The 15,986-nt window shown below is 65.2% G+C and carries 11 protein-coding genes; 6 read left to right on the forward strand and 5 right to left on the reverse strand.

All coding sequences use genetic code 11. The features are described from left to right. Positions 1-114 precede the first annotated feature (114 nt). Positions 115-3,273, reverse strand: a complete 3,159-nt coding sequence (locus tag IHE46_RS10600; RefSeq protein ID WP_192164621.1) for a TonB-dependent receptor — start codon at positions 3,271-3,273, stop codon at positions 115-117. A 516-nt stretch (positions 3,274-3,789) separates the two neighbouring features. Continuing rightward, complete coding sequence (locus IHE46_RS10605; protein WP_192164622.1) at positions 3,790-4,581, reverse strand: AMP nucleosidase; 792 nt, start codon at positions 4,579-4,581, stop codon at positions 3,790-3,792. 151 nt (positions 4,582-4,732) lie between these two features. On the opposite strand from IHE46_RS10605, the gene IHE46_RS10610 reads away from it, so the two are divergent. Further along, the gene (locus IHE46_RS10610; protein ID WP_192164623.1) at positions 4,733-5,677 is read left to right on the forward strand and encodes a DegV family protein; all 945 of its coding nucleotides are present in this window, start codon (positions 4,733-4,735) and stop codon (positions 5,675-5,677) included. 34 nt (positions 5,678-5,711) lie between these two features. On the opposite strand, the gene IHE46_RS10615 is transcribed toward IHE46_RS10610, so the two are convergent. Continuing rightward, positions 5,712-6,491, reverse strand: coding sequence for an SDR family oxidoreductase (locus IHE46_RS10615; protein WP_192164624.1), 780 nt, complete (start codon positions 6,489-6,491; stop codon positions 5,712-5,714). A 79-nt stretch (positions 6,492-6,570) separates the two neighbouring features. Here IHE46_RS10615 and IHE46_RS10620 point away from each other — a divergent pair, with 79 nt between their 5' ends. Further along, entirely contained in the window at positions 6,571-6,789 is a 219-nt protein-coding gene (locus IHE46_RS10620; protein WP_192164625.1) for a hypothetical protein, read from the forward strand. Between the two features lie 67 nt (positions 6,790-6,856). Further along, on the forward strand, positions 6,857-7,675 hold the full coding sequence (locus IHE46_RS10625; RefSeq protein ID WP_192164626.1) for an ATP-binding cassette domain-containing protein: 819 nt from the start codon (positions 6,857-6,859) through the stop codon (positions 7,673-7,675). 58 nt (positions 7,676-7,733) lie between these two features. Here IHE46_RS10625 and sppA read toward each other — a convergent pair whose 3' ends face one another. Together sppA and IHE46_RS10635 are read right to left on the reverse strand one after the other, a co-directional pair. After that, on the reverse strand, positions 7,734-9,608 hold the full coding sequence (gene sppA / locus IHE46_RS10630; protein ID WP_192164812.1) for a signal peptide peptidase SppA: 1,875 nt from the start codon (positions 9,606-9,608) through the stop codon (positions 7,734-7,736). A 96-nt stretch (positions 9,609-9,704) separates the two neighbouring features. Further along, the gene (locus IHE46_RS10635) at positions 9,705-11,102 is read right to left on the reverse strand and encodes an MATE family efflux transporter (RefSeq protein WP_192164627.1); all 1,398 of its coding nucleotides are present in this window, start codon (positions 11,100-11,102) and stop codon (positions 9,705-9,707) included. An 82-nt stretch (positions 11,103-11,184) separates the two neighbouring features. On the opposite strand from IHE46_RS10635, the gene IHE46_RS10640 reads away from it, so the two are divergent. The 3 genes from IHE46_RS10640 to IHE46_RS10650 all read left to right on the forward strand — a co-directional run bounded on the left by IHE46_RS10640 (position 11,185) and on the right by IHE46_RS10650 (position 15,909). Next, entirely contained in the window at positions 11,185-12,339 is a 1,155-nt protein-coding gene (locus tag IHE46_RS10640) for a DUF3667 domain-containing protein (RefSeq protein ID WP_192164628.1), read from the forward strand. A 379-nt stretch (positions 12,340-12,718) separates the two neighbouring features. After that, positions 12,719-14,896 carry a primosomal protein N' gene (locus tag IHE46_RS10645; RefSeq protein ID WP_192164813.1) on the forward strand — a complete coding sequence of 726 codons (2,178 nt, stop codon included), beginning with the start codon at positions 12,719-12,721 and terminating at the stop codon, positions 14,894-14,896. A 65-nt stretch (positions 14,897-14,961) separates the two neighbouring features. Then, positions 14,962-15,909 (forward strand): sterol desaturase family protein, encoded by a 948-nt coding sequence (locus tag IHE46_RS10650; protein ID WP_192164629.1) that lies wholly within the window; start codon positions 14,962-14,964, stop codon positions 15,907-15,909. Positions 15,910-15,986: the final 77 nt, after the last annotated feature.

The following is a 15,986-nucleotide window of genomic DNA, read 5'->3' on the forward strand; positions in this document are numbered from 1 at the left end:
TGAGACGAATAGGTTGAAACGAACAAGGCCGCCGGTTACCCGGCGGCCTTGTTCGTTTCATCTTCCCTTCCCTCATGCCGCCAGTCGCAGCGGCATGAGGTTGGAGAATGCGCCTTACCAGTCGTACTTCACGCTGAACTGGGCATAGCGCGGAAGCTCTGTGCTTACTGGTAGCAGGTACGTCGGATCCGGCGAGGCGGTCGAACCATAGGTGCTGATGTAAGCCGTGGCCTTCTGCTCATTGAACACGTTCTGGACCTGAACTTGGAGAGTCAGGTGCTTGCCCGCCCAGGCCGGAATGTAGCTCAGACCCAGGTTCAGCTGATGGGTCCACGGTGTATTGCCCGCATCACCTGGGCGCGAGGGCTGGCCGCCGCACCAGTGGTAAGCCTCGCCGTAACCGTCCACGTCAGACTCGCTCGGCCCCCAGTAGCCCAGGCAGGTGATCGGTGCACCCGACTGGATGATGTACGAGCCGCTGACCAGCCACTCCGGCGTGATGGCATACGTGCCATAGGCCTTCAAGGTGTGCTTGTGCATGTTCGGCAGATCGCCGTTCGAGTACTGCATCAGCGCGGGGAAGTCCCACGCCTCAGTGATCGAGCCGGACGCATGACCACCCGCCGCGCCGGAGGCGTTACTTATCTGGCCAACCGCCGAGTCTGTCGGGCCTTCCGTGGTGCCGTAGCTGCGGGCGAACACGTAGTCGATCTTGCCCATCCACTTGCCGTCCCACGGATGCTCCAGCGACTCTTCCAGGCTGTAATAGTTACGGAAAGCTGCCGGGAACCCGGTCACAGTACCGTCTGATGCCGTCTTGGGATTCCAAGTGAAGGTCTTGTAGGTGCCATCAGTCGACAAATAGCGCAAGGTATTGCTGCGGCCCGGATTGACCAGCACGTCCGATTCCTGGCCCGCCAGACTGGCCGCCGCATCGGCCGGCAGGTTGATGGTGCCCGTGTCGTCGATGATGTCCTTCATCTTCGACCAAGTGGCCTGTGAGGTCCACACCAGCGACTGACCGAATGCATTGAACGCTTTCTGGAAGCCCAGCACGTACTCGTCCTGGTACATCGGCTTCAGGCTGGCCGCAGCGACCACCTTCGGATCCTTCGGCGTACCCAGCTCGCCATCGGGCGAGATCTGCTGGTAAGGATTGGTGATCCCCGGTCCGGACACCTGAAGCTGCTGCAGCCCCTGCGGCACGCCATTCGCATCGATGGACGTATAGGTGTAGTACTGGCTGAGGTAGCTGTTCGTACCCGCCATGCGGGCACCCAAGCCCGCGGGCAGCGCGAGATAGTAGCGCCCCACGTTGCCGTACAGCTTGGCGCTGCTGTCGCCGAAGATATCCCAGCTGAAGCCCAAGCGCGGCGCCCACTGCGGCTTGGTCATGCGGATGTAGGGGATGTTGTCGCCGTTGTAGTTGGTGAACTGGTCATTGCGCAGACCCAGGTTCAACAGCAGGTTCGGGCTGACCTGCCAGTTGTCCTCGATGTACTGCGCCTTCTGCTGCACCGTGAACGACGCTACACCGCCATACACGGTCTTCTGGGCGTAGTACCCATTGGGATTGGCGGCCGTCACCGCACTGCTAACGCACTGACCGACGTTATTGCAGAGCACATTCGGATTGGCAGGGTTGGACATTACTTCGTATTGCCAACGGTAGCCCGGCGAAGGTGTGGCTACACCGTTATACGACCACTGGCTCAATGTGCCATCGTCAATATCCGTGCTACGCTGGTTGTCTATACCAAACCGCAGGTCATGGTTCCCCAGTTTCCAGTCCAAATCCAGGCGGAAATTATTTTCCGAAGATTTGTGATCCCCGGAAGCGATAGTGTCCGGATTGGGATTCGTACTGCCCGAGCCAGGAACATCTGGGTTCTGGTTGTAAACATTGAGAATACCTGGAAGCGACGGATCCAAGCCGGGGTAGTTATCCATCTGGCTGTAGTACGTGCTCTTCATCTTGCCGGCCAGCACGCTCAGCGTAAGGTTGTCGGTGATGTACGAGGTGTACTTCAGGATGTTGACATTGAACTTGCTGGCGTAGATCGGATTGTCAACGGCCGCGAAGCCGCCGATGGAGTTCGTGTTGTAGTCGTAGTTGTAGGTGTTGTGGAACTGGTCGTTCACCTTGGACTGGATGTTGGTGTACTCCAACGTGTTGCTGTCGTTGATGTTCCAATCCAGCTTGCCGTAGAACTTGGGCAAGGTAGTGCCGTGAGTGAAGTAGTACGGATCGTCGACCGAACCCGTGGTCTTGGTATTGTCGTGCTCGATCTCGCCAGTGATGTAGAAGAACAGCGTGTCCTTGATCAGCGGACCGGACAGGTAGGCGTCGTACACCGTGCTCCAACTGCTGTTCTGGCGACGGTTCTCGTAAATGTCGCCATACTGCTGACCCGCGGTAGTGGATGCGGGATTGGCGAAATACTCATTGTCGTAACCGGTCTGCGCCCAGCTCGGCGCAAAGGTGGCATACAGGCCGGCATGCCAGTCGTTGCCGCCGCGGGCACCCACCTGGCTGATCACGCCGCCGGTGGAGCGGCCGTATTCGGCGCCGTAGCCCGAGGTGATGGTTTGCTGTTCGGCGATGGCGAAGTACGGCAGGGCGATGCCGCCTGCGTTGCCCACCGGGTCGGTGGTATTGAAGCCGTTAATGTAGTACGCGTTCTCCACCACCGAATCGCCACCAAAGGAGACCAACGGCGTACCGGCCGGACCAGTGCCCAAACCGCTATTGCCGGCAGCCACACCAGGCGCCAACAGGGCGATCGATTCGGCGTTATGGGCCAGCGGCAACGTCTTCAGATCCTTCGCGGTAATCACCGAGGTCTGGCGCGTCGAGGACACGTCGATCGCCGGCACCGAGTTGGCCGTGACGGTCACGCTGGAGAGGTTCTGCACGTTCTTGCCCGCTTCGGCGGCGGTAAACGGCACCGCGGCACCGCCAGCCACACTCACCTGCACGTGGTCGCGCGAAGCGATCACGTTTCCACCTTGCATCAGCGATACGGTGTAGTCACCCACCGGCAGTTGGTTGGCGCCGAAGCGGCCCGTACTGTCCACCGCCACTTCGCGAGTAAGACCCGTCTGGTTGTTGACGATACGCACCGTTTCGCCCGCCGACACCGGTGCGGTACCGAACACCGAACCGGTCGTCGCCTGGCCATAGGCCAGACCAGTCACACCCAAGCCAACTGCCAGTGCGGTGGCCAGTGCGGTGCGGCGATATTGCAATCCTCGTTCGAAGCTTTTGTTCATTTCAATCTCCCCAAAAACAGCCCCACGGGCAGTTGGATTAATGACCTCGCCGCATCCGGTTTGCACTGGATGGCTGTGACGCCTTTGCATGCCTGTGAATCAGGCATAAATCTTCAACTCTAGTAGCACAGTGACGAGGGATCGGGATCTGCCTGTGATCCCGCGATCACTGCCCGCTGAAATCCACCCCATCCGTTACAGATGAAAGCTTCAGCTATTTTTAATCCAGTTTTTATGAATGGCAACTGTCAACAATTTCTTGACATCTTGAATCGCAAATTAAGTGCGATTTGTCAGCGAATATCGAAAAATAATGCGTAGCAACTCATAAACATAATTAATTACGAATTTGCCACTGTGTACGACACGCCAGTAACGCCTTGCTGCTAAGGACACTAACGCACCGCCTCATATATCGGCGGTGCAGAACGTGTTTTTCTGCGAAATTGCCGTAAGAACACGGCCGTCCATGGCCACGCTGTTTACACACATCGAGACAAACGCCACCTGCGGGAGTCACTCCCCGTCGCCGTCTTCCTCGAAGCGCAGGTGCTTCACACTGCGGCCGTTGCGGCGAACCAGCTTCAGCGCCTCGATGCCGATGCGGATATGCGCCTCGACAAATTTCTCGGTGACCGTGCGGTCGCTGGCCTCGGTCTTCACGCCCTCGGGGATCATCGGCTGGTCGGACACCAGCAACAGTGCGCCGCAGGGGATCTCGTTGGCGAAGCCGGCGGCGAAGATGGTGGCGGTTTCCATGTCGATCGCCATGCTGCGCGTTTGGCGCAGGCGCTCCTTGAACGCCTCGTCGTGCTCCCAGACGCGGCGGTTGGTGGTGTAGACGGTGCCGGTCCAGTAGTCGTGACCCAGGTCGCGGATCATGGTGGAGACGCCGCGCTGCAACTGGAACGCGGGGAGCGCCGGCACTTCGGGCGGCAGGTAGTCGTTGCTGGTGCCTTCGCCACGGATCGCTGCGATCGGCAGAACCAGGTCGCCGATCTGGTTCTTCTTTTTGAGCCCGCCACACTTGCCCAGGAACAACGCGGCCTGCGGCTCGATCGCACCGAGCAGGTCCATCACGGTGGCGGCATTGGGGCTGCCCATGCCGAAGTTGATCAGGGTGATGCCGTCGGCAGTGGCGTTGGGCATGGGGCGATCGCGGCCGTGCACCTCCACGCCGTGCCATTCGGCGAACAGATCCACGTAATGGCCGAAATTGGTAAGCAGGATGTATCGGCCGAACGCCTCCAGCGGCGTACCCGTGTAGCGCGGAAGCCAGTTGGCGACGATCTCTTGTTTTTCTTTCATTGGCATTGCCTTGTCCGTTGTGTGCCGGCGACGCCACGCCGGCGGGAACCCTCTTTAGATTCGCCGGTCATTATGGCTGCAACCGACCCGCACAACGCCGTGTTATCTTGCGAGCGTCATTGCAGGTGGCATGACACAGGGGGTATGGCACATGCGCATGGGACTGACGATTGACGCGTCCTGCGACCTTCCGCAGGAGTTCCTGGAGCAGCACGGCATCCTGGTCTTGCCGATCACCATCAAGGTGAACGACGAGACCTTCACCGACGACCGCAATCCCGCCGAAATCCAGCGCTTCATCAGCCGACGTCTCGGCAACCGCAGCCATTCCGCGGAAACCGAACCGACCACGGCCGAAGAGGTGCAGAAACTGTTCCTCGACCGCCTGGTGATCGAGCACGACTGCGTGTTCTGCCTCACCGTCACCGCCACGCGCAGCCCCATCCACGATAACGTGATGCGCGCCAGCTTCGCGGTGCTGCGCGGCTATCGCGCGGTGCGCGAGCCGGCCGGCATAGCGGGGCCGTTCCTCATGCGGGTGATCGACACGCGCAGCCTGTTCGCCGGCACTGCGCCGGCGGTGTGGGAAGCGGCACGCATGATCGCGGCGGACGAGAATCCCGCGATGATCCGCGAACGGGTCAACTTCGTCGCCAACCACACCTACGCCTACATGATGCCGCGCGACCTTTATTACCTGCGCGCGCGCGCCAAGAAAAAGAACGACCGCAGCGTGGGCCTGTTCAGCGCAATGCTGGGGTCGGCGTTGGACATCAAGCCCATCCTGCGCTGCTTTCGCGGCGAGACGGGACCGGTGGGCAAAGCGCGCGGCTTCGAACAGGGCGCGCAGCAGTTGTTCGACTACGCCGCCGCCCGCGTGCGCGCCGGCCTGCTCGTGCCGGTGGTCTGTGCGAGCTACGGCGGCGACCTGGCCGTGCTGTCGCATCTGCCCGGTTACGCGGGGCTGCGTGCGGCCTGCGAGGAATGCGGCGTCACCTTGCTGGAGGCGCCGATGAGCATCACCGGCATGGTCAACGTGGGCGAAGGCGCGGTAACCCTGGGCTTCGCCGCCGAGGAGCACGAGCCCGACCTCTGAGCGGGAGCCTCCGCCAAGCCGTCGTGCCTGCCGCTCAAAACCCGTAGTTGAGAAAGCCGCCGTCCACGCCCAGCACCTGCCCGGTGATGTAGCTCGCCGCGGGCAGGCACAGGAAGGTGATGGCTGCCGCCACCTCCTCGGGCTCGCCGATGCGGCGCAGCGGCGTGCGGTCCAGCACTTCCTCCAGGTAATCGCCGTCGGCCAGCGCGGGATCGGTGCGCTGTGTGCGGATGTACCACGGCGCCACCGCGTTGACGCGGATGCCGTCCACCGCCCATTCCGCCGCGAGGTTGCGGGTGAGCTGATGCAGCGCGGCCTTGCTCATGCCATAGGGCGCGCCGGTGCGCACGTGGGTGATGCCGGACACCGAACCTACGTTGACGATGGCCGCGTTCGCATGCTGCACCAGCTGCGGATGCGCCAGCCGGCACATCTCGAACGCGGCAAACAGGTTCAGCTCGAAGATCGCGCGGTAGTCGTCGCCGTATTCCAGCGCTGCCTTGGGCACGTTGCCGCCGGCGTTGTTGACCAGCAGCGACAGCGGCAGGCCGAGATCGGCCACCCAGTCGAACACGGCAAGGCGGTCCTCCGCCTCGGCGAGATCGACCGCCAGCGCGTAGACCTCGATGCCTTCGTTCTCGTCGGCGAGCTCCACGCGCACCTGCTCGAGATAATCCTCGTCGCGCGCCACCAGCAGCAGGTTCGCGCCTCGCGCGGCCAGCTCCCGGGCAGTGGCATGGCCGATGCCCTTGCTGGCGCCCGTGACCAGGGCGGTATGACCGCGCAGTTGCCAAGCGTCGATGCGGCTGTTCATGCGACGAGCTTACACGATGGCCTTGCCCGCGGAGCCTCGCGGCGGGACACTCCGCGCCAGCCAACGAGAGATTCGCGCGATGAAAACCCTGCTGCCGCTGCTGTGCCTGCTCGCCCTCACCGCCTGCTCCGGCAAACCGCCGGAACCCATCGCGCAGCCTGCCGCCGCGGCCAGCAGCCGCGTCGCCACACCGTGGGATGCGATGAAGGCCGACGAACAGCGCGCGAAGGACGTGCAGAAAATGGCGAACAAGCAGGCCGCCGACCAGAGCAAGCAGATCGACGCACAGACGCAGTGATCGCATTTGGCCGTCAAGACGGCCAAATGTCTTGCACGTATCGATGTTTGCCGGCATCGTTCCACGCATGGATGCCAACATCGCCCAACCACCACTGATCGAAATCGATGCCGCCACCGTGATGCGCGGCGACCATCCCGCGCTCGACCGCCTCAGCCTGCGCGTGGAAGCCGGCCGGCATACCGCCATCCTCGGCGCCAACGGCTCGGGCAAATCCACCTTGGTGCAACTCATCGGGCGTCAGCTCTACCCGCTGGCGCCCAGCGACGGCCGCAGCCCGGTGCGCGTGTTCGGCCGCGACCGTTGGAACGTTGCCGAACTGCGCGGGCTGCTCGGCATCGTCTCGCCGGCGCTGCAACGCGACTACACCACCGACACGCCGCTTGAAGTGTTCGACGCGGTGGTATCCGGCTTCTTCTCTTCGCGCGGGCTATGGCTCAATCACGAAGTCACCGCCACCATGCGCGAACGCGCGCGCGAGGCGCTGGAGCAGCTCGATGCCGGCCACCTGATCGGCCGCGAGATGGCCAGCCTGTCCACCGGCGAGGCGCGCCGCGTGCTGATCGCCCGCGCCCTGGTGCACCGCCCGCGCGCGCTGCTGCTGGACGAACCCTGCGCGGGCCTGGATCTCGTCAGCCGCCGCCGCTTTCTGGAAACCCTGCGCACGCTGGCACGCGGCGGCACCACCTTGCTGCTGGTGACCCACCACGTCGAGGAAATCCTGCCCGAGATCGAGCGGGTGCTCCTCCTGAAGCATGGCCGCACGCTGCGCGAAGGCGACAAGGCCGCCACGCTCACCAATGCGACGCTGGGCGAAGCGTTCGGCATGCCGATACGCGTGACGCGCCACGGCGAGTGGTACGACGCAGCGGTGGCGCAGCCATAGAGCCCCAACCGTCCCGTCACGCCCGCCGCCTCGGGGACCAGTCCCCGAGGCAAGGAAATCAGGGCGTCGGCGAGCAGAAGCAGTAGGCGTAGACGTTCGGCGTACCGGCTTTCGCGTTGCGCAGCAGCGACAGCTCCGGCGCCACCATCGCATGCACCTGGGCGAACCACGGCGGCAGGCGCAGGCCCCAGCTCTGCAGCAACTCGACACTGGCGCTCTGGCCGAAGCCGACCAGAAAACTTTCGACGACGCCCATCGGCGCCTGCTGGTAGCGCACGGAATAGTCCGTGCCCAGCTTGGCCAGCTTGGCCGCTGCGTCCTCCGCATCGCCGAGGCCGCCGAGCTGATCCACCAGGCCGCGGTCCAGCGCCTGGCTGCCCGTCCACACGCGGCCCTGCGCGATGGCGTCGACGGCGTCGAAGCTCTTGCCGCGTGCCTTGGCCACGCCGCCCACGAAGTCGCGATAGCCCTTGTCGATGATCGCCTGGATCACCGAACCCACCCTGGGATCGAGCGGCCGGGTGATGTCGAAGGCGCCGGCCATCGGCCCCGTCGCCACGCCGTCGCTCTGGACGCCGAGCTTGGCCAGCGTGTTCGGCACCGAGTAGTACATGCCGAAGATGCCGATGGAGCCGGTGATGGTGTTCGGCTCGGCGACGATGCGGTCGGCGTTCATCGAGATCCAGTAGCCGCCGCTGGCGGCGACGTCGCCCATCGATACCACCACCGGGATGCCGGCCTCGCGGGTCAGCGCCACCTCGCGGCGGATCTGTTCGGCGGCGTAGACTTCGCCGCCGGGCGAATTCACGCGCAACACCAAGGCCTCGGTGCGCTTGTCCTCGCGCGCGGCGCGGATCAGCGCCGCGGTGGATTCGCCGCCGATGGAACCCGGCTGCTGCTTGCCGCCGGCGATCTCGCCCTCTGCCACCACCACGGTCACGCCGTGAGCGAAGGGGTCCGCATCCTTCTGCGTGTCCGCGGTGTAATGGGCAAGATCGATGGAACGGAAGCCATGGCCGTTCTTCGCGGCAGGTACGCCCTGTTCGCGCAACGATGCCAGCAGTTGGGCGCGAGTCGCGGTGCCGTCGATCAGGTGTTCGTTGAGCGCGAGCTGGGCAAGATCGCCCTGGGTGCTCGCGATGGTCTGCGGCAGGTTGTCCACGTCGGCGCGTAGCGTCGCCGGATCGAGCTTGCGCAGCTTCGCCACCTCGGCGAGGTACTCGTCCCACAGTCCCCCCATCCAGAAGCCGTCCGCCTCCTTCGACGCCGGCGAGGCGTGATCGAGGATGTACGGCTCGGCCGCGCTCTTGAATTGGCCCACGCGGAACAGGTGCACGTCCACGCCCAGCTTGTCGAGCAGGTCCTTGTAGAACAGCCGGTAGTTGGCGAGCCCGGTGAGCATCAGGCCGCCCTGCGGATCGAGCAGGACGCGGTCGGCATGGACGGCCAGGTAATACTGGCCCTGGTCGAGACTCGCCGCCCAGGCGATCACCGGTTTGCCGGTGGCGCGGAAACGGTCAAGCGCCGCACCCACTTCGCGCAACGCGGCGAAACCGCCGGCATGCAGTTCGTCCGGCAGCAGCAGGATGCGGCTGATGCGCTTGTCCTTCGCCGCGCCATCGATGGCGTCCACCAGGTCGCGCAATTGCACCTGCTGGGTCTTGCCGCCGGAGAGCTTCGCCAGCGTGCGCTGCAGCGGATCGACGCTGTACTGCTCGACCAGCTGGCCTTCGGGCTGCAGCACCAGCACGCTGCCGTCCAGCACGGCGGTCTTCGTGTGGCTGGCGGCGATGCCGCCGACGATCGCCAGCAACACGATAAAGAGGAGGAAGAAGAACACCGCGTTGACGATCAGCAGCCGCACCACGTTGATGCCGCGACCGATACCGCACAGCACTGCCCAGAAGCCATTGCGGCGCGGCGGCGTCGCCATCGGCGACGGCGAGGGGCGGGAAGGCATCGGGGGTGGCGGCATGATTGCAGGCTCCTTGCAGATGACCGCTAGCGTAGCCGTTCGCGCGGCGGCGCGTCAGGCTTGCGCCAGGGCCTCTTCCGGCACCGGCTGATGCGCTCGCCAGCGCTCGCGCCAGGCGCTGCGCCAGAAGCGCACGAACAGCATCACCGCCGCCACCGAAAGGCCGGCGATCAGGCCCATCCACATGCCGCGCGCGCCCATGCCGCGATGGAAAGCCAGCCACCACCCGGCTGGCATGCCCACGCACCAGTACGCGAACAGCGTGATCGCCATCGGCACGCGGGTGTCCTTGAGCCCGCGCAGCGCGCCGTTCGAGGCCACCTGGATGCCGTCGGAAAACTGGAACAGCCCGGCCAGCACGATCAGCTGCGCCGCCAACGCGATCACCTTCGCATCGCGCGTGTACAGGGTGGCGATCAGGTGCGGCAGCACCAGCATGGCCGCGGCGGACACCATCTGCGTGACCAGGGTCAGGCCGATGCCGCAGAAACCGGCATAGCGCACGCCGCGCGCATCGCCGCGGCCCACCGCGTTGCCCACGCGCACGGTGATCGCCATCGCCAGACCCAGCGGCACCATGAAGAACAGCGTGGCGACGTTGAGCGCCACCTGGTGGCTGGCGATCACGTCTTCGCCTAGCGTGCTGATGACGAGCGCGGTGGCCACGAACAGGCCACCCTCGGCCAGCAGGGTCACCGCCATCGGCGCCCCCACGTGCAGCAACGCGCCGATGCGCCGCCAGTCCGGCCGCTCGAAATGCTCGAACAGGTTCAGTCCCCGGTAGTTGCGGTGCTTCAGCACGTACACCAGGAAACCCAGCATCTCCAGCCACAGCGCAGTGGCGGTGGCGATACCGCAACCGTGCGCGCCCTGCGGCGGAATGCCCAGCTTGCCGAACATCATCACGTAGCCCAGCGGGATCAAGAGCAGGAGGCCGCCGAAGCTGAAGTACATCGACGGCCGAGTCAACGAGAGTCCCTCGGACAGGCCGCGCAGGGCGAAATAACAGGTCAGCGCGGGCGCACCCCAGCTGATCGCGAACAGGAAACGCAGCACGTCGTTGCGCAGGCTGGGCGTCACGCCGATCAGGTCGATCAACGGCCCCGCATGGCGCACCGCGAACCACAGCAGCGCTCCCATCCCCAGCGCCAGCCACAAGGCCTGGCGGAACACGGCACCGACTTCGCCCCGCCTGCCTGCGCCATCGAGCTGCGCCACCGAGGGCGGCACCGCCATCATCATGCCGATGCCGCTGACGATGGCCAGCGACCAGATGCTGGCGCCCACCGCCACCGCACCCAGCACATGGGCGCCCACGTGGCCGGAGAGCACCGCATCGATCACGTTGCTGCCGACCGCGGCCAACTGCGCCAGGATCAGCGGCAGGGCAAGGCGCACCGTGGCGCCGATTTCGTGCCGCACGCGGGCACGCTCGGGGAGAAAGGCTTTCATGACACATCTATTCTAGCCGAGGCGTCATGACGGACTCCTGCTGTGCCAAGATCGCAGGCTGCAACGCCAAGAGGGGCACGCAATGAAATCCCTGGTCAGCCACGAAGGCCAGTACTGCGCCAACTGCACGACGCCTTTGGTGGGCGAGTTCTGCCACGAATGCGGCCAGTCCGTGCACAGCGTGCTCAAGCCCATGCACCACATGGTCGAGGAGACCATGGAAACGGTGCTGCACATCGACAGCCGCATCGTGCATACGCTGCCGCCTTTGTTCCTCAAGCCCGGTTTCCTGACCCTGGAATATTTTTCCGGCCGCCGCATGCGCTACATCGCGCCGTTCCGGCTGATGTTCGTGCTGAGTCTGCTGTGCTTCTTCGTGCTGCACCTGACGACCTCGTCGGCCATCGACCAAGGCCTCTCGCAGCACCAGCAGAAAGTGCTGAGCGACCGCGGCAGCGACTTCGCGCAAGCCACCAGCGCGGACGAAGTGCAAGAGCTGCTCGACAAGAAGCTCAATGCCCTCGATGCCGTGGAGACTCTGGGCAGCGACACGATGGCCGCCACCGTCAGCACCGACAAACAGCTCCTGCGCACTGCCGCCAACAAGCGGCTGGTCGAACTGCATGCCCAGCCGCTGCCCGCGTCCAGCGCGTCGGCCCCGACGGTCGATCGCGGCGAAACCGGCGAGTCGATGCGGCCGCTGCAGATCGGCTGGTTGCCGGATTTCGCCAACCGGCGACTGGCGCTCATGCGCCAGCACTTCGTGGACAATGTGCGCGACTACCGACACGGCAGCCCGGAAGTCCGCCAGGCCGCCGAGGATCGCATGATCGGCGGCGTCTTCGGCAAGCTGCCCGCGGCCATGTTCGTGCTGGTGCCGGTGTTCGCCCTGCTGCTCGAACTGTTTTACGTGTTCAAGCGGCGGCTCTACATGGAACACCTGATCGTGGCGCTGCACAGCCATGCTTTCCTGTTCCTATGGCTGCTGCTTTACATGCTGCTGTACCTGCTGGGTGTCTGGCTGGTGCCGCATGCGGCATGGGTCGACTACCCCTTGCGGTGGCTGCGCACGATCCTGCTGTGGTGGGCCCCGATCTACCTGCTCCTGATGCAGAAACGCATCTACCGGCAGGGCTGGCCCATGACCCTGCTGAAGTACTGGTGCGTCGGCTGGTTCTACTTCTGGCTGCTGCTTTTCGTGCTGATCAGCGCGGTTGCGCTGGGGGTGGCGAACTGAGCTCCGGACACCGCCGGCAGCGGTTTTGCACAGCGTCATGGGGCTGTCAAGGCGCCCCCTCCCGTTTGGCAACTTTATGAATGCGCGCTGGACGAAATTTTCAACACATTGATAAAGAAACACTTTTTTACGTGACCAAAACGTGTCCAGAACGTCGCCAAGGGCGACGCCATGCGCTTCGGCGCCCCTCGTCCCCGTCTCGTCCACAGACTTTTCCACAGGCTTTGTGGATAAGCAGAAAAACCTGCACCGCAGAGTGACTTGCGTCCGATTTCTCGACCTACAGGCAACAAGTCGCCGCAAGCCCAGCGCCATCCGACCTGCGCGCGGAGAATGCGGCTTCGGCGGGATGGACCTCACCGTTAAACTGCCGACCATGATGTCCGCCGTCTTGCGGGTCGCCCTGCCGGTACCCCTGCCTACCCTGTTCGATTACCTGCCACCTGCCGCGGGTGGCGACGTGCAGCCGGGCTGCCGGGTACTAGTGCCCTTCGGGCGCAGCCAGGCCGTGGGCGTGGTGGTGGATACCGGCGTGGAAGCCTCGGTAGGCACGGGCAAGCTCAAGCGTGCGATACGCCTGCTGGACGAATCGCCGCTGCTCGACGCCGAACTGATGCAGACCCTGGCCTGGGCGGCCGACTATTGGCTCGCCGCACCCGGCGAGGCCTACGCCAACGCGCTGCCGTTGGCGCTCCGCGAAGCCAAGCCGCTGCCTGCGCTGGGCGAGGAATGCTGGTCGCTCACCACGACCGGGCGCAGTGCTCTGGACGCCGGCAGCCGTCGCGGCGGCAGTCGCGCCCTGCTCGCCGAACTCGCCGGCGGCGCGTTGAGCGCCGCCGAACTGGATGCCTGCCTGCCCGACTGGCGCGCGGCGGCGCGGCGACTGCTTGCCGCCGGACTCGTCGAACGCGGCGAGCGCAGCGCCGGCACCGACACCCCCACGCGCAACGCACCCGCGCTCAGCGAGGAACAGCAGCAGGCCGTGGACGCCGTGGCGGCGAACCTCGGCGGCTACCAGCCCTTCCTGCTCGACGGTGTCACCGGCAGCGGCAAGACCGAGGTGTACCTCGCCCTGATCGAGCGCGTACTGGCGCAAGGCAAACAGGCGCTGCTGCTGGTGCCGGAAATCGGCCTCGCCCCGCAGACGCTGCGCCGCCTGCGCGAACGTCTGGGCGTGCCGGTGGAGGTGATCCACTCCAACCTCGCAGAAGGCGAACGCGCGCGTGCATGGCTGCGCGCACGCCAGGGCGAGGCCAAGGTGATACTCGGCACCCGCTCCGCAGTGTTCACGCCGCTGCCGCATGCCGGCCTGGTGATCGTGGATGAGGAGCACGACGGCGCCTACAAGCAGCAGGAGGGTTTCCGCTACCACGCGCGCGATCTTGCCGTGGTGCGCGCCCGCGCGCTGGGCGTGCCGGTGCTGCTGGGCTCGGGCACGCCTTCGCTGGAATCGTTGGCCAACGTGGAAGCCGGCCGCTATCGCGCGCTGCACCTCCGCGCGCGTCCCGGGGCGGTGCGCGCGCCTACGGTGCAGATCGTGGACATGCGCGCGCAACGGCTGGAACACGGCCTCTCGCCCACCCTGCTCGCCGCCGTGGCGGACACCGTGGCGCGCGGCGAACAGGTGCTGGTGTTCAAGAACCGCCGCGGCTACGCCCCCGTGCTGTACTGCCACGCCTGCGGCTGGCACGCCGACTGCCCGCGCTGCGAGCACCCGATGACCCTGCACGCCGGGCGGCGCACGCTGATCTGCCACCACTGCGACCATCACGCGCGCATTCCCACCGCATGCCCGAGTTGTGGCGCCGGCGAACTGAAGCCGCAGGGCCAGGGCACCGAACGACTGGAAGAAGCACTGACCGCGCGCTTCCCCGACGTGCCCGTGCTGCGCATCGACCGCGAAACCACGCGCCGTCGCGATGCCTTCGAGCAACTGCTGGGCGATCTCCGCGACGAGGCGAAGCCCGCGATCCTCGTCGGCACCCAGATGCTGGCCAAGGGCCACGACCTGCCCAACCTCACCCTCGTCGCCATCGTCGGCGTGGACGAGGGCCTGCTCAGCGTGGATTTCCGCGCCAGCGAGCGGCTGGCACAGCAGCTGGTGCAGGTGGCGGGCCGCGCCGGCCGCGCCGCCAAGCCCGGCCGCGTGCTGCTGCAGACCCATCACCCGGATCACCTGCTGCTGCGCCAGCTGCTTGCCCAAGGCTATGCCGCCGCCGCGCAGACCCTGCTCGCCGAACGGCGGCAAGGCATGCTGCCGCCGTTCGCGCACCAAGTGCTGCTGCGCGCCGAGGCCACACAGCGCGACGCAGTCGACGCCTTCCTCGCCGAGGCCTGCGGCGCGCTGCCCGCCAATCATGGCCTGCAGATCGCCGGTCCCATGCCCGCGCCGATGCCGTTGCGCGCCGGACGCCAGCGTGGCCAACTGCTGCTGGAGGCCGCCGGCCGCCGCGAACTCCACGCCGCGCTGCGTCCATGGGCCGCGCAACTCGCGCGCCTGCCTTCCGCGCGCAGGGTGCGCTGGTCGCTAGACGTGGATCCCATCGATCTCTACTGAGGGCGTGCTCGCCCCGGCAAATTCCACATCGCGCTAGCATCGGGCGGACGACGATGGGAGGCCGCATGAAACTGCCCGAAGCGCTGGTCAACTTCTTCGGCCTTGGCGGCCTCGAGACGCTGCGTTCCGCGCATCACCTGACGCTGGCATCGTTCAAGAGCATCCAGGGCATCGAAGCGGTCGTCTCGCCGATCTTCCCCGCAATCCTGATGTGCGAGATCGCCTTTCTCGCCTGGGCCTACCATCGCTCGCCGAACAGGCTCTATGCGGTCTACAAGATCCCCGTGCTGATGTACGCGTTCAACTGGGTCCTCGGCCTGCTGATCAACATCGACGTATTCCTGTGGACGCAACGGCATTTCGCCGCGTTCGCGCCGTTCACCGCGCCGCTGCATGTCGTCTGGTTCTTCTACGCCTATGTCGTGTGGGAGCTGAGCCACTTCGTCTACCACTGGACCTGCCACAAGGTGCGGCTGCTGTGGGTGCTGCACTCGCCGCACCATGCACCCACGCACATGAATCTCGGCGTGATCTTCGCCGCCTTCTTCCTGCAGGGGACCTATGCGAACTTCATACGCACGGCGATCTGCTCGATCCTGGGCGTGCCGATGGAGCTGCTGATCCTGTGCATGGTGATCGACGCATGCTGGGGATCGCTGATCCATTTCAGCGAGGAGCTCTGGCCGTCCGGCAAGTCCGGCAGCTTCCTCGACACGCTGCTGCTGATGCCTTCGGACCATCGCGTGCATCACTCCAGCAACCCGGAATACATCGACACGAACTACTGCAACGCGTTGCCGATCTGGGACAAGCTGTTCGGCACGCTGCGCCGCGAGATTCCCGAAGTGCGGCCCCGCTATGGCTTGAGCCGGCCGCAGAAGCCCAACAATTTCACCGACACCTACTTCGGTGAACTCAGCCTGCTCTGGCGCGATATCCGGCATGCGGATTCGTGGAAGAAGCGGATGCTGCTCATCGTGATGCCGCCGGGCTGGGGATCGGCGGATCACTGACGGACGCGTTGCAGTCTGCGGCTTCGAGCCGCCATGGCGTGGCCTACAATGGCGGGCAGTGCCCAAGGAATCTCGCC

Origin of the sequence: Rhodanobacter sp. DHG33, from assembly GCF_014843005.1 — a bacterium.
Lineage (GTDB): Bacteria > Pseudomonadota > Gammaproteobacteria > Xanthomonadales > Rhodanobacteraceae > Rhodanobacter_A.